The sequence below is a fragment of the Zooshikella ganghwensis genome (assembly GCF_018263875.1).
GTDB lineage: Bacteria > Pseudomonadota > Gammaproteobacteria > Pseudomonadales > Zooshikellaceae > Zooshikella > Zooshikella ganghwensis.
This window is the reverse complement of the sequence record NZ_JAEVHG010000001.1, coordinates 700,974-715,600: the sequence shown is the minus strand read 5'-3', so window position 1 is coordinate 715,600 and position 14,627 is coordinate 700,974. Positions and strand designations below refer to the sequence as shown.

At 38.7% G+C, this 14,627-nt stretch carries 11 protein-coding genes; 3 read left to right on the top strand and 8 right to left on the bottom strand.

Translation table 11 applies throughout. The features are described 5' to 3' along the window. Positions 1-33: 33 nt before the first annotated feature. Positions 34-837: a hypothetical protein gene (locus tag KHS79_RS03180; RefSeq protein WP_212716552.1), complete on the top strand. Its 804-nt coding sequence runs from the start codon at positions 34-36 to the stop codon at positions 835-837. Between the two features lie 192 nt (positions 838-1,029). On the opposite strand, the gene KHS79_RS03175 is transcribed toward KHS79_RS03180, so the two are convergent. After that, complete coding sequence (locus tag KHS79_RS03175) at positions 1,030-1,923, bottom strand: LysR family transcriptional regulator (RefSeq protein ID WP_212716550.1); 894 nt, start codon at positions 1,921-1,923, stop codon at positions 1,030-1,032. Between the two features lie 561 nt (positions 1,924-2,484). Here KHS79_RS03175 and katG point away from each other — a divergent pair. Continuing rightward, positions 2,485-4,671, top strand: coding sequence for a catalase/peroxidase HPI (gene katG, locus KHS79_RS03170; protein ID WP_212716548.1), 2,187 nt, complete (start codon positions 2,485-2,487; stop codon positions 4,669-4,671). A 142-nt stretch (positions 4,672-4,813) separates the two neighbouring features. On the opposite strand, the gene KHS79_RS03165 is transcribed toward katG, so the two are convergent. Beyond that, positions 4,814-5,677, bottom strand: coding sequence for a LysR family transcriptional regulator (locus KHS79_RS03165; RefSeq protein ID WP_212716546.1), 864 nt, complete (start codon positions 5,675-5,677; stop codon positions 4,814-4,816). Between the two features lie 98 nt (positions 5,678-5,775). Between KHS79_RS03165 and KHS79_RS03160 the strand changes: the two genes are divergently transcribed. Next, positions 5,776-6,000 carry a hypothetical protein gene (locus KHS79_RS03160; protein ID WP_212716544.1) on the top strand — a complete coding sequence of 75 codons (225 nt, stop codon included), beginning with the start codon at positions 5,776-5,778 and terminating at the stop codon, positions 5,998-6,000. A 404-nt stretch (positions 6,001-6,404) separates the two neighbouring features. On the opposite strand, the gene KHS79_RS03155 is transcribed toward KHS79_RS03160, so the two are convergent. The 6 genes from KHS79_RS03155 to KHS79_RS03130 form a co-directional block, all read right to left on the bottom strand. Then, positions 6,405-7,298, bottom strand: a complete 894-nt coding sequence (locus KHS79_RS03155) for a hypothetical protein (RefSeq protein ID WP_212716542.1) — start codon at positions 7,296-7,298, stop codon at positions 6,405-6,407. Positions 7,299-7,691: 393 nt separating this feature from the next. Continuing rightward, positions 7,692-8,102, bottom strand: coding sequence for a hypothetical protein (locus KHS79_RS03150; RefSeq protein WP_212716540.1), 411 nt, complete (start codon positions 8,100-8,102; stop codon positions 7,692-7,694). A gap of 156 nt (positions 8,103-8,258) precedes the next feature. Continuing rightward, positions 8,259-8,852 carry a hypothetical protein gene (locus tag KHS79_RS03145; RefSeq protein ID WP_212716538.1) on the bottom strand — a complete coding sequence of 198 codons (594 nt, stop codon included), beginning with the start codon at positions 8,850-8,852 and terminating at the stop codon, positions 8,259-8,261. Between the two features lie 15 nt (positions 8,853-8,867). Next, positions 8,868-9,419 carry a hypothetical protein gene (locus KHS79_RS03140; RefSeq protein WP_212716535.1) on the bottom strand — a complete coding sequence of 184 codons (552 nt, stop codon included), beginning with the start codon at positions 9,417-9,419 and terminating at the stop codon, positions 8,868-8,870. 85 nt (positions 9,420-9,504) lie between these two features. Continuing rightward, on the bottom strand, positions 9,505-10,731 hold the full coding sequence (locus KHS79_RS03135) for a leucine-rich repeat domain-containing protein (protein ID WP_212716534.1): 1,227 nt from the start codon (positions 10,729-10,731) through the stop codon (positions 9,505-9,507). A gap of 3 nt (positions 10,732-10,734) precedes the next feature. Then, positions 10,735-14,610: a mS35 family ribosomal protein gene (locus tag KHS79_RS03130; protein ID WP_212716532.1), complete on the bottom strand. Its 3,876-nt coding sequence runs from the start codon at positions 14,608-14,610 to the stop codon at positions 10,735-10,737. Between the last annotated feature and the right edge of the window lie 17 nt (positions 14,611-14,627).

The following is a 14,627-nucleotide window of genomic DNA, read 5'->3' as shown; positions in this document are numbered from 1 at the left end:
TCAATTTAATAATCCAACTGAGAAAAAACATTTATGAAAAAGTATTTTTATCTAGCAATATCTTTAGTACTTTTTACGCTCACAACAGTTAGTTCTGCTAAGGAAAATAATATTGAAGGTAAGATTAAGCTTGAATACAGTAACGGTCAAACTGCAACTGAAGGTCTGGAAGAAGTCAATCTTATTCTACGCTCAGTAGGTGTTCGAGTAAGCAATTTACCCTTGCCGAAAGACGCTAAACCAATTCTGAAAGCCTCTCAAAATAGAGCCATTACAAAAGCAGAAGCTAACCAGCTGATATCCTATTTTTCATTACATAGAGGAGAGTTATTAGAGCAAATTAAGTTAGCAGGCCGAACACCTGAAGGGCATCATGGAGGGTATCTTTCAACTTCAGAAGAAAGTCAGGCGCCTTATCCAAAAGTCTATGATATGAAGACATTAACACCAAAAACCAGGGCATTTATACAATCGAAACTTGGTAAACTTCATGTAAACAGCTCTGATAATGGTATGGGCATTGATGAAGTAATGACTATTGTATCAGGTGGCCCATGGACTTGGTTTGTTGCTTTACCCAATAACATTGTTGGCAAGTTGACGCTTAGTGCTGTTGGACTAAAGGGAAAAGCATGGCGCATTAGCTATCCTGGATTGGTACCTCATGGAGGTTATTTCGATACAGAGCAAGGCTTAATTGTTGCCTATGCCCATGGACCTAAAAATTTTGTTATGCGTTATGAAGAACCAAGTGTAGCAGGTGCCGAGCTACTTAATAATAACCCTTGGATAGATTTTACAGGTAAAATGCCTAAGCTGTTAAATAAAGTAAAGTAAAATGGAAGCGTTATTTCCATTTTATTCTGCCTGATCTTAGTCTCGCTCAACATTTTTATTCTGCTTTTTGGGGCATCATGATTGAATGCCCCTTTAAGGTATATGTACATCTTATTTTCAATATTTTTAATGCTAATTTTTTCGCTTCAACGATCCAAACTATGTGCCAAATAGCACTACTCTCAAACATATTCAGTACTGTGCAAACTTCTCTACAAGAAAATCAACAAAATGGCGTACTTTTGTTGATGTCTCATTGTGATATGGGTAGATAGCGTATAATGCATGGACCTCTGCTTTCCAGCTTTCCAATAAGGAAATAAGTCTTCCAGATTGTAACTCAGCATCAACAAAGACCTTCGGTGTCAGTATTATACCTAGCCCCGCCAAAGCAGCCTGTTTTGACGCTAAACCATTATCTACAGAATAAGTACCTTTATTAAAATTAAATATCTCTGTACTACCTTTCCGGTAAAAGGTCCAGCTTGTCGGAGAAGATGACAAACTGTAAACAATACAATTATGAGAATGTAAGTCTTTTATTTGAGCTGGGGTACCCATACGGGTTAAATACTCTGGTGAAGCACAAAGTACCCTTTCAACTTCCATCAACTTTCTAGACCTCAAACTTGAACTCTTTTGTGCTCCACCACCACGAATAGCAATATCAAACCCCTTGTCAATCAAGTCAGCATATTCATCATTCATTACCAACTCAATCTGTATTTCAGGATAGCTACTCATAAACTCACAAATCGCTGGGTTCACTAGCAATAAGCCAGCAGACATAGGCGCACTGATCCTTAATAATCCCCGAGGTTGTTCGGTAGACTCAATGATATCTCGGTCTGCATTATTAAGCTCATCTAAAACTATACAAATATGATTGTAATAACGCCGCCCATTTTCTGTAACATGCAGTTTTCTAGTGGTCCGGTTAATGAGAGGACTTTGTAAAAAAGCTTCAAGCTCATTAATGTTTTTACTTACAGCAGCCTTGGATAATTTCATTTCTTCAGAAACAGCAGTAAAACTCCCAAGCTCAACAACCTTCCTAAAAATATTTATTGCCCGCAACTTGTCCATCTGACAACTCCAAAAACAGCTTTTGTTTACTATAAGTAAACTATATTACTACCAAAGCGCTCTTTATCAACAAGAGCAACCACTCTATATTTCAAACAACATTTCTAACATTTAGGAGAATCAGAAACGGCATTCAAAATAGCTGAAGTTAAGTCTTATTCTTTAGGGCTAAGCAACTGCTTTATGCTTAGCAATAGCAACCTCAGGTATTTAAAAAGTGCTAGCAGGAAAAGATTACCGCGCTGACACAGCTATTACGAAAAAAATGCATTTTTAGAGGTACCCTTTAGAAGTAGGAATTGAGTTGACGGATGTAGGGCTATTTATATCTTCAACAAAGCTTTCTGGTATTATTAACACCTACTAAAATTTGTTACAGCAACTGCTGTATTAATGTTTTTAATTTTTTTGAAAAAATGTTCGCTAATTTATTAACATAAAACAAAACATCTTGTAAATAGTTTTGTTCATTAACAGGATGAGCTTACCCAATAAGCGTCTTTATTTAATCTAAAATATTTTCGCTATATTGCCGTAACATGACTAAGTAGGAAGAGAATTATGACAAACACTGGCAAATGCCCTTTCAATCACCCTGCAGGGGGCGGTACTTCAAACCGAGAGTGGTGGCCCAATCAGTTACGTTTAGAAATTTTGCATCAGCACTCTTCTTTATCTGACCCGATGGATAAAGACTTTGATTACGCTAAAGAATTTAATAGTTTAGATCTTCAAGCAGTCAAAAAAGACCTGTATGCCTTAATGACTGATTCACAAGACTGGTGGCCTGCTGACTATGGTCATTATGGACCATTATTTGTCCGTATGGCATGGCACAGTGCAGGCACCTATCGAACTGGTGATGGGCGTGGAGGCGCGGGTACAGGCAATCAACGCTTCGCCCCCATTAATAGCTGGCCAGACAACGGTAATCTAGATAAAGCCAGAATGTTGCTATGGCCTATCAAGCAAAAATACGGCAGGAAAATTTCTTGGGCTGATTTGATGATTTTGGCAGGTAATTGCGCCCTTGAATCAATGGGTTTCAAAACCTTTGGGTTTGCTGGTGGCCGTGAAGATGTCTGGGAGCCTGAGCAAGATATCTACTGGGGTAACGAATCAGAGTGGTTGGATGACAAACGCTATTCCGGTAAACGAGACTTGGAAAACCCATTAGCTGCGGTGCAAATGGGGTTGATTTACGTTAACCCTGAAGGGCCAAATGGTAATCCAGACCCTGTGGCATCTGGTATTGATGTGCGTGAAACCTTTGGCCGGATGGCAATGAATGATGAAGAAACGGTAGCCCTGGTTGCTGGTGGGCATACCTTTGGTAAGTGTCATGGTGCAGGTGATCCTGCGCTTGTTGGTCCAGAGCCAGAAGGTGCCAGTATTGAAGAGCAGGGGCTGGGTTGGAAAAACAGCCACGGTACAGGTAAAGGTGGAGATACCACCACCAGCGGCATTGAAGGGGCTTGGACTGCCAATCCTATTAAATGGGATAACGACTACTTTGATATTTTGTTTGGCTATGACTGGGAGTTAACCAAAAGCCCAGCAGGTGCCCATCAATGGGTACCCAAAGGCGGTGCGGCGGCTGATCTAGTGCCAGATGCTCATGACCCTGCTAAACGGCATGCCCCCATCATGACTACAGCTGACCTGTCATTAAAAATGGACCCTATTTACGAGCCCATTGCCAGGCGCTTTCAAAAAGACCCAGAAGCTTTTGCTGATGCTTTTGCCAGAGCTTGGTATAAGCTGACTCATCGAGATATGGGGCCACGTGCACGCTATTTGGGTAATGAAGTACCTGACGAAGAACTGATCTGGCAAGACCCTATTCCCGCAGTGGGCCACGATTTAGTTGACGATAAAGACATAGCTGCCCTTAAAGGCAAAATACTGGATTCGGGTCTCAAGGTTTCTGAGTTGGTATTTACTGCCTGGGCATCGGCTTCTACATTCCGTGGTTCTGATATGCGTGGCGGCGCCAACGGTGCACGGGTTCGGTTAGCCCCTCAAAAAGAGTGGGAAGCAAACGAACCTGCGCAATTATCTAAAGTGCTCAATGTGCTAGAGAATATTCAATCCGAATTTAACGGTGCCCAATCAGGTAACAAAAAAATCTCGTTAGCAGATTTGATTGTATTAGGTGGTTGCGCGGCGGTAGAGAAGGCAGCTAAGGATGCTGGTCAAAACATTACTGTTCCATTCACTCCAGGCCGAATGGATGCCACTCAGCAACAAACTGATGTAGTGTCTTTTGCTGTATTGGAACCTATTGCAGATGGTTTCCGCAATTACCAAAAAGGCAGTTACAGTGTTTCCGCTGAAGAGCTGTTAGTAGATAAGGCCCAATTATTAACCCTAACTGCACCTGAAATGACAGTATTGGTAGGGGGAATGCGGGTCTTGAATACTAATACAGGACAAACTAAACATGGTGTTTTCACTGATCGGCCCGAGACTTTAACTAACGACTTTTTCGTCAACCTGCTAGATATGGGAACCACCTGGAAGTCCATATCAAAAGACGACAGTTTATTTGAAGGTCGCAACCGCAAGACAGGTGACGTAAAGTGGACTGGCACCCGTGTCGATTTAATCTTTGGCTCAAACTCACAGCTGCGTGCATTAGCAGAAGTTTATGCCACAGCAGATTCAAAAGAAAAGTTTGTCAAAGATTTCGTTGCCGCCTGGGTAAAAGTCATGAATCTGGATCGGTTTGATAAGAAAATAAAATAGAGTAAACAAATATAATGTAGCATCACCACACATACTATAGTAGAGAGCCATAGCAAGCAGAGGCCAAGGATGACCTTCTGCTGCAAATGAACAAATAATGGCTCACGGTACAGATCATATATGAGTCAGTACAATTAAAAAATTAAATATTAAAATTACCTTTTACATACTCTACAAATAAGTTAACCGATTTAGACATTCTATTTGGGTCCCAAACCATATGAATGTCCCAACGTGTTTCTTCACCAAGAGGAATAACAGCAATGTCTCTACAATCTTTATAAATTGACTTTTCAGGTAAAATTGCTACTCCTACATTCGACGTAACTAAAGCAACGATTGTCTGAATATCTTTTGAGATACTGTTAATTCGATAATCTAGACCGCTAATTATTTTTAGTATCTGATTATTCATTTCAGATTTTTCAAAGAGACTAAGCATTAACAAATCATAGTGCTGCAAATAATACTCAATACTGTCACTCTTATGTATATGCTTTGAAACTACTAAAACAAACTCATCACTCGACACTTTTATACTATTCAATACATTCGTTTTTGGTTCTCTCATAAAACCAATATCGATAACCCCTGTAAGTAATTGTTCTTCCTGTTCATACGATGGAAGGTCAATAAGTGAAATACATAAAGAGGGATAACTTGTCTTAAAGTCTCGAATTAAACCAGGGAGAAAGTCATAGCTCGATTTACCAAACCCGATATGTAAATTACTTATGTTTTTTGACGTATTTACAATATATTTTTCAACTTTCTCTGCATGCCTGTTCAAGCTTATTATTTCAGGAATAATAGCTTTTCCTGCATCAGATAGCTCTATTCCCTTAGCGCCTCTAATAAATATTTCGATATCGTAAAGTTCTTCGAAATACTTAATTTGTTTAGAAAGTGCTGGCTGAGAAATACATAAGTTCTGTGAGGCTACTCTAAAATTGCCTGTTTTCACAAGCTCTTCTATAGCCAGTAAATGTTTTATATTCAATCTCATAACAAAAAGTTATCACCATTAACTATTCTTCAATATACGTTATCACGCCTTTTGATACAATGCTATGCATAATACACCATCAAATGAGGGGTTAAACGATGGAGTTTTGTGTTTTATCAAAAGATAACATATTGATATTAGAAGACATTTCTTGCAGTGATACTCCTGAAATTATAACCAGTTTATTCAAGCAAGGATTCATATTGGCACCAGTGTTAATAAAGGCAAACAACGTAGAAGACGCACGTCGCTCATTTATAAACCGTTTTAGTTGGGAAGAGCTAGCAAATGCACTAAAAAGTAAAACACTATTAAGAGGTTAAAATACAGCTACAGTATGAATACTTTTATCCTAGAAGAACCAACACAATATTGGATAAACAACAAATCCTGTTAATGTGTCAGGAACAAACACATTAGAGCAGATTTACTGCACCGCTAGAGTAAACGTTATGAATAGTGCAGATGAAAAAATTCGCGAAGGCTATATTCTAGGGCCTGTTAACACTATTTGAACCATCTATAATAAAGGCTACATAATCACACTGAACACGCTGTGAATCCTTCCCTGGATGCTTGACTGCCGCATCCTTGCGGCAGACAGTTCAGCGTTGATTATCCAGCCTTTATTTTTGTCTGCTGTTACAGTGTAAAATACTATGCACCTTTTTTTCTTATTAATGTACAATTCACCGCGAAGGCATAGCCCATTTAAAAAAACTTAAAGTCAATCCTTTGGGGTTAATTTTGGTTGTTTACTGACAGTAATCTCAGTAACTCTTTCAGCGTACTCTCGAATGTAGTGACAAATCGTAAAGAGGTCATTTGGAGCTAGCTCTAGCTCAAAAATACCATCCTGACCATATACCCTAAAAGAGATTTTACATGTTTTCATTCGAACTATGAAAGGGCCAGAGTGACGTCCCCGTTGAATATAGTATGTTTCTACTGTTGGCGGAAAAATATTCTGTATAGAAAAAGGCTTTTGATTGAAGTGTAATTTATTGAGTGACAAAGGTTTAATGTCTAATAACAGATTATTGCTTTGTTGTTCAATTTCTACTTTAACATGATTAAAGGTACTTTTTAAAAATGATGGCAAACGTAAATACCAAGGGATACAACCAAAAGTCATAGTCAAGATAACAGCCCCAAATAGAAGACTATAGTTAGCAGTGATACTGCTCGGAGTGAATACACCAAGCAAAACTATAATTAAGATAGGCAGTAACATATAAGCAAACACTATCAACAGAGATAATGTAACTACAAACCTTTTACGAATTACCTGTAAAGTTTTTTGTTCTGTTTTTTTATCAGAATAATTATAACTCAACAAAAAACCATTAAATACAGTGTTCTTTCGGTTTTGATTCGCAGGTGGCAGGTAGTTAATCAAGCATAGTATTGATGTGTCGTATGCTTTACTATCATGCTTATAATGAAAGCTAATGCTGTAACCACATTGAAAGGTAATATGTAAAAAGCCCTTTCTATCAGTAAAGTAGCCACTAACATCAGCCCATCGATATGTACTTGTGATTTTCCAGTTAAAAACTCTAAGCTGGGTTTCACTAAATTCATATAGATACTTGTCTTTACTGTATTTTACTACTTCCATTACCACATTAAACTCCGGGCTTAAAGATTTGCGAATATACCCTTCACGAATGATTTCTAGGTTTTGTTATCTTCACTCCTCACCCCAATCATTTATTAATATAGGCTCATGGGACTTCGTCGCTCGATGTCCGCACCTAAAAATCATTCGTATTGGGTATAGCACCGGTAAAACACATTATGTTCGAGGTTACGCTTACTTTCTTGAAGACTTAATCATTTTCGATCTGTATATCGACACTGAGTCTGGCATGCGATGTTAGCTGATGTTTGTGAGACACGTGCCGGGAGCACGGTAAGCAAGCAGAGGCCAAGGATGGCCTTCTGCTGCGGATGAACAAATGACGGCTCACAGCGCAGATCACTTAAAGGTAAAGGCTAAAACAGCCATTGTTTACTCTTTAACAAAGTCCGCAAATTTAGCTGTCAACTCAACACGTGATACACCATTGTTTTCTTCCAACTTGCAAAACTGTCTAAAGGCTAAACTTTCATATCCATCACGATAGAGCTTTAGTACATTACGTTCTGTAAGCATTAATACTTGTGTTTCTTGTGATTCTTCTACGAATTCACTAAACAGTTGTTTCAGTGTGCGTTTAGGTTGTTTTGTATTTCCAGGTAGTTTACAGAAGCATTTAAAAGCAAGACCTTTATAGCCTGATAGGTAAAGCCGTTTGATATTGTCAGGTGTTGGCTCTATTCCCTCAACACGAAGCGCTTTTGATATGCAATGTACTGTACTTTCATCGTTTTCTTCTGCTGAGGTTTCTCCCCCTTTAGCTGTATCTCTATATAGATGCATCAGTAGTCTAAATATGAACGTTTGAAATAAATATCTTTGATCAACGCATGCAAAACACAACGAAATACAAAACCCAATAGTAACAAGTAAAAAAACAAACTTACGAAGATACTTCATTTTCATATTCAAACTTTGCAACCTGTTTTTATTAGTCTTTTAGAAAACAGGTTTCGAGGTCTTGCGTTTATTCATAAAGTCAATCACCGCCTGTTGATATTGTGTATCCTCTAGCCGTAACCTTGTCCCAGAAAGTACAAGCTTAGGGCCATAGAATTCACTGCACCCAAAGCCTGGATTACTGTGAGGTTCAATACACCAATGGTAGGCTACACCAATAACCCCATTGGAAGGTTTACCATATTTTTCTAAAGCCATTTTCTTCATAGCCAAGGCATTTTGCTGCGTCCATGGTTGCTCATAAATTATTATACTAACTACCATGGGTTCATTAGCATCATAGGGTACCTTTGGCTGCATATGGACAACTACTGACATATTAGCGGTCTTTACGGTGAAATACGCAGGCTCCTTTGTTTTAGTCACTGGATTTACTTGTGAAAACTCATCAAATTTTACTGCGTTCACTCCAAGACCTAGTTTTTGTGTAATTGCTGTAATCGCAGCCTTTTTACTCATACCTAGTTTTACTCCTGCAATATCAAACTGCTCTGCATCAGCAGATCGAGGCGCAGCGAAACAAATATTGGATATCAAAATAGATAGAACAACACATGCCTGAATTTTTTTCATAGTTTTTTCCTCAATTTAACCCTCTGATATGTTATAACGGCTATGTAGCTTTATTAAATCACTAAATTTTCCAGTTAATTCATCATGAGATAAACCATTGTTTTCTTCTAACTTGCAAAACTGTCTAAAGGCTAAACTTTCATAACCATCACGATAGAGCTTTACTACATTATGTTCAGTAGGCTTTAATACTTGTGTTTCTTCGATAGACTCGCGAAATAATTTTTTCCATTTGCTTTTTGGTAATCCTTTATTTTCAGGCAATATACAAAAGTTTTTAAATGCGAGACTTTTATAACCAGACTGGTAAAGCCGGCGGATATTCTCAGGTGTTGGTTCTATTCCTTCAACACGAAGCGCTTTTGGTTTATTGCTCGTTGCACCTTCATCGACTTCCTCTGCAGAAACCTCTACGCCTTCAATAGCACCTTTATATCGATGCATTAAGAGTATAAATATGAAGCTTTGAAACAAATACTTTTGATCAAAGTATGCGCCATACAATGAAGCAATAAATCCGATACTGACAAGGATAAAAGTGAACTTACGAGGATACTTCTTTTTCATACAATAACTTTCTCAAACGCCCAAAGAGAGCTATCTACTCTCTTTGAGTTGCAATGAAAGGGTACACTAATTCGATATAAGTGGTTTATTCAATCACGGTAACGCCTCGATCTCTTAAAAGGCGTATGACACGCTCTTTCTCTGAAACTTTGAGCGTAGGCTGATTTGAAGGCCTAACGGTTTCAATAACATCTTCGATCGATAGCGTCTCAAGTGTATCTGAGGCTTTTTCCAAGCCTTTCCATTGACGTATGGGGTTTTTATCTAAAGTCAAACTGGTTAACTTGGGTAAGTGCTCAAGCCCTTCAATTTTTGTGACTTTATTATTTCTTAAAATGAGTTCTTCTAAGTTTGGAAAATGCTCTACCCCCTGTAAGGATCGAATCCCTTGACCGGATGGGTTAAAGTTGTTGTTAAGCGCGAGTATTTTCAAGCTTTCTATTTTAGGTAACTGATTTAATCTATGAAGGTCACTGTTAAGAATAATGTATAACCCTTTAAGATTAACTAAAGAACCGAAAACCTTATAGTCTTTCCACTCTTTATCTAGGTGAACGAGTAAGTGTTCAAGCTTATCTAGCTTTTCTAAAAATGAAAGATTTGGGGTTATATTCCCAAGCATGCTTATGTGTCTCAATGATCTTATGTCGCTTAGCTCGCTTAAATCATGAATATTGTTATCGCTTATATCAATTACCTCTAGTTTCTTTGAGTTTTTTATCCCTTCTAGATTGACAGTACTATTATTACTTATATCTAAGTACTTTAAATTCTCTAAAGAATTTAATGTTATTTTGCTTATTTTATTGTCAACTAAAGTTATATACTCTAAGTTTGGATTTGATATATTTATGTCACTACTAATATAATTTCTTTCCGAGGTTATATATTTTAAGTTTTCTATCATATTAATTTTATTAAAATTAATAACCTTTACACCTAGAAGCAACAGGTGTTTTATTGTCGTAATACTCCTAAAATACTTAATATCAACAGATATGGCGTCTGATATTGAACCAGAAACAATATCTCCTTCACTATTGACAATAAAACAGTTACGACAGAAAAAGTCCTTTAGTTCAGGAGCCCTACTATTTCTATCAAATACTACTGTGGGGTTCATATCATTTTGAGATATTACTTTATATTTTGCATATAAACGATCATTATTGTTTTCATCAATCATTATTGCATCTTTGATCGCTTGTAAATGCTCAGAATTGACCTTATCTGCTTTGATTTCGATATCAAAAGCCTGAACGTTTAGTGAACACAAAAATAGAATTGTTATCAATACACGATAATTCATCATTCATTACCTGTTGTATTCAAAATCATGATAGAAGTACTCATAACCCCAGGATTGGCGGCCTAAACCACCATAAGCATTATGCAAGTCTTCAGGGTAATCTCTATCTGGTATAAATGCGGCATTTTCCAATAGATAGGTGATATCTGAGCATGAGCGTCCCGACTGAAAGCGCCTGTTAGGATTCCTTTCGGCCTCAGCTTTTAAGGCTTTATAGTACAAAATTATCCCTGATGCACTCATGGGGCGTTCAGCAATGGATTGCCTTGTTGCCACTTTTCGACCACTCAAGGGAATGGCAACCATGTTTTCTATTTCAGCGTGATTGAAGCCTGAACGGTAGAGTGGAATAATGGCGCGCCAGTTCAAGCGTCCCCAGTATTGATCATCTTTTAAGAGGGCATCTGCTACTTGCATGAGCTTATTCGCTTGCTCTGCTCCTTCTAAGGCTCGGTAGTTGTCTTGACCTGTCAATTCTTTAAAAGAGTCCAGTTTGTTCACATTAGTCCATAACTTTTTCAGTGTTTTATAACTCCCTGACTGTGTCCATTTCTCCCAAAGATCATCGCCATGCATAATGAGTAGTGTTGATACAAATAGAATTGTACCAATCACAATCAATGGTGTACTTAAGGTCCCTAAAGCCAAGCTACCAATTTCAAAGGTTGCCAATGTAATATATTCTTTAAAGGCAAAACCAAGTAAGTAAGCAATGCTTGATGCTAGTCCAATGCTTGCAACAAGGTTTTCTTTACCTGACCGTTCTTCCCAATGACTCGCTAAGTCCATAGCGCTAACAATAACACCAAGTAACATCGTAAAAGTGGCAAATCCATTGAGTAGAGTATTTAACGTGCCATTGAAGTCACTTATTTTAAGAAGGCCTAATGAGAACTTTATATTTTTTACTACGTTATCGATAACCGCTATATGATTTAACGCACTTTCAAGAAAAAAGTGGGTCAAATTTTCCTGCGCTTTAGCGTCACGATAATCTGTCTCCATAGTGGCATAAAAATCACAAAGATTTTCTACTGCTATACACGTATTTAATATATTAAGTGTACCTCGATACACTTTAAATGTAGTGGTTTTTTGAATATTATCTGAGAGCAAATCGGCAAATCCTTGGTCAGGCTGTTTACCTTTCGGTAATCCTTGAAAGCTTCCCTTTAATTCCTTGCCAAATAAGCTTGTGATGACACCTTGGCTAAACTGCTTACCACTTCGCATGATCATGGTAAGGTGAAGTGCCTCCAAGCTTTTTCGGTTTATTTGATGTGTGCGAGACCGCGTTAGAAACCCGCCGATATTGCTAATAGACAGCAAAAAACGAACATGAAAAGTAGAGGATTTATTGAGGTGTTTATACAAATGTTGGTTTACATAGGCGGCATAGGTATCTAATGCGACCATTAGTACAGGGGGAGGACCAGGAATATTATTGACCCAGCTATTGAGAAAGTCTTTACCTGTCTCCTTATAAAAATCATAAAACGATTCAGAGGCCTCTCCGCAGTAATCTAGCATGAGCGATAAAGGTCCAATTTTTCCTTGGTTTTCTTGAGTATCCTTTTCAAAATTTGCGTTGGAAATTTTTGCATCGTCTTGAGATAAATATGATCTCGTCACTCGTTGAAAATAGGGCGTTAACTTTGAAGTGTATGTCTTATTTTTAAATTTAAATTGATGTGGGGGCATCCTTTCGGTTTTGTCTGGCTCAGAAAAGCTACGTCTAGACAGGTATTTAGCTAAATCTTTATGCCCCGCGACACCTTCCATCACAATAGGGATTTCACGCTCACCAATGGTTTGACCCAGATGTGTTGCGGCCAGGACATCATAGGCTTTGGAAATCGTATCAAAAATATGAATCCAAAATGGCTCAGCTTGCATATAAGGACCACCCGGCTTGCCTTGCTTGGCATGATCCATATACAGCTTTAACTCTGCCTGAAAAGCGGGCGAGCATAGCAGGGTATATAACTTTTCAGCTTTAATATGCAGCTTTTGATTGGTTTCTTTTAAGCGATAAGACAGTGTCGTGGTCTGATTTAAAAAGCTGGTTTGTTCTTTTACGAAGGCCGCAAGCTTTGAAATTGCTAGATGTGTTTTGAGTAAGTGAGCTTCAGCCGCATCGCTGTCTGGATGAGAGTAATCTCGAAACAGATAATGATACTGACTTAACCCAACCATTTGCTGTAATGTACTTTGTGCAGTCAAGTATGGGGCTATTTCTTCCTGTTGGGCCTTTTGTAGCTCAACAATATCGTCTATCGCAATACATAACCGACGATCCCATTCAGGAAGCGTGCAGTGCAATTTGAGTGTCGCTGTTTTATAGCGGTAGTAATCTTGGAAAATAAGCTGCTCACCTTCTGTCCACTCAGCTTCGGGCTTCCCTTTCCAGGCAACCTGTTCAGCCTTTTGTGGACCTTCGTGAGTTGGAGGTGACATACTGGTGTATTGATCAACAGGTTGAGTGACAAAGGGGCCACGGTTGACCGGGTATAGCATGAGACCATAGGGGCGATCAGCACGAAACGTCATGGAGAAAGGCTTTTCCTCAATGTCTTGTGTTGCACTGTAACGTTCACCGCTTGTGATTTCTTCAATTTGGCTCAATTGCTCTACGAGCTGCTTTGCCTGTTTTCGGTTGTTGTTGTAACTCAGTATATCGGCAAAGACCTGATTATCTATCGAGATAAAACTTGCTGCAGCTTGCTTGTCTCTGTTATCAGGAGACTCAATCGCAACGGCTTGTGCTGCTGAAAAAGTAGCACCACGGGGTTCCCCGTTAGACACCATCGGCCAGAGTGTATTGCTTACATTAAGGGTACTTCTGCTTATTAGGGACGGCTCAACCAGCGAAAAATCCAGTTCAGGTTTAACACTCAGCTGCTGGCTCGCTAAATTGATTCCTAGCGTGCGGTTGCCTGCAATATAGTTCTCGCCCCCCATGACATAACCATTTTCATCAGTGCATGAAACTTGTAATGCCGTATAGTTCCACTCTTTATCCGTTTCTGACTGCAGGTTTAACTGCTGGTTATTATCTGCATCATAAAGCCAGTGAAAAAAGCTACCATTTTGAACAGGTTCACTCGGATCATCCGCATAGACAAGACGTAAATAAAAACCTTTATTCATGCTGACATAAGGTGTTACCGCTTCATCAGGCTGATCAAAGTCGGGCACACTGATGGAGCGGACCCAAGTGTAGTCTGCAACATCTTGTTCAGTGATAAGACAGCCACTACAATCGTCTTGTAATTCGGGAAACTGCTGATAAAAACTCTGTGCTAGCAACCAGTATTCTTTGGCATCTTGCTGATACTTATCCTGGCGTTCCGTCCAGTTTTTTATAATACGCTCATTTCTCAAAAATTTTGTATCATACCTATCTGAAACAGAAACGAGCATTTTACGTTGAAGTGTTTTGGCCTCATCAAGACTGCGCTGGATAATACTTGCAGCACTTTTCATATTTTGTGCTGCAATCCGAAAACGCTCTAAAGCTTCAAGTAGATCTTTACGTCTTATGGTTTTGTTTTTCGCTAAAAAGGCTTGAATATGCGTGTCATCATAAGCTTTTTGATTAAGCTCTTTAATCTTTGCGTTAAATGCTTCAACCGCTTTTTTATTCAACGGTCTACGCTGGCCTAAATACTTGTGAAACTGTTGCTTTGGGCCTCTTTTATGTTGTTTAAGACCAGCTTCTAACTCACGCATTCTATTGGCTAAACGCAGCGCAAGCCCGTTTTCTCCCTGCCGTTTGGCTTCGACAATTTTAAACCCAAGATCATTAATTTTTTCATAAACCTTTGCATATTCCTGATCAAGATTAGTCATATGCTGAGAATGAATTTGCTGTTTTTTCATAGCGACTTTTTACACTG

Bases quoted from the DNA above. Each gene is read 5' to 3' on its own strand.
- KHS79_RS03130 (WP_212716532.1), bottom strand. From the start codon at position 14,610: ATGAAAAAACAGCAAATTCATTCTCAGCATATGACTAATCTTGATCAG.
- KHS79_RS03175 (WP_212716550.1), bottom strand. From the start codon at position 1,923: ATGGACAAGTTGCGGGCAATAAATATTTTTAGGAAGGTTGTTGAGCTT.
- KHS79_RS03165 (WP_212716546.1), bottom strand. From the start codon at position 5,677: ATGAGATTGAATATAAAACATTTACTGGCTATAGAAGAGCTTGTGAAA.
- KHS79_RS03140 (WP_212716535.1), bottom strand. From the start codon at position 9,419: ATGAAAAAGAAGTATCCTCGTAAGTTCACTTTTATCCTTGTCAGTATC.
- KHS79_RS03155 (WP_212716542.1), bottom strand. From the start codon at position 7,298: ATGGAAGTAGTAAAATACAGTAAAGACAAGTATCTATATGAATTTAGT.
- KHS79_RS03135 (WP_212716534.1), bottom strand. From the start codon at position 10,731: ATGATGAATTATCGTGTATTGATAACAATTCTATTTTTGTGTTCACTA.
- KHS79_RS03160 (WP_212716544.1), top strand. From the start codon at position 5,776: ATGGAGTTTTGTGTTTTATCAAAAGATAACATATTGATATTAGAAGAC.
- katG (WP_212716548.1), top strand. From the start codon at position 2,485: ATGACAAACACTGGCAAATGCCCTTTCAATCACCCTGCAGGGGGCGGT.
- KHS79_RS03150 (WP_212716540.1), bottom strand. From the start codon at position 8,102: ATGCATCTATATAGAGATACAGCTAAAGGGGGAGAAACCTCAGCAGAA.
- KHS79_RS03180 (WP_212716552.1), top strand. From the start codon at position 34: ATGAAAAAGTATTTTTATCTAGCAATATCTTTAGTACTTTTTACGCTC.
- KHS79_RS03145 (WP_212716538.1), bottom strand. From the start codon at position 8,852: ATGAAAAAAATTCAGGCATGTGTTGTTCTATCTATTTTGATATCCAAT.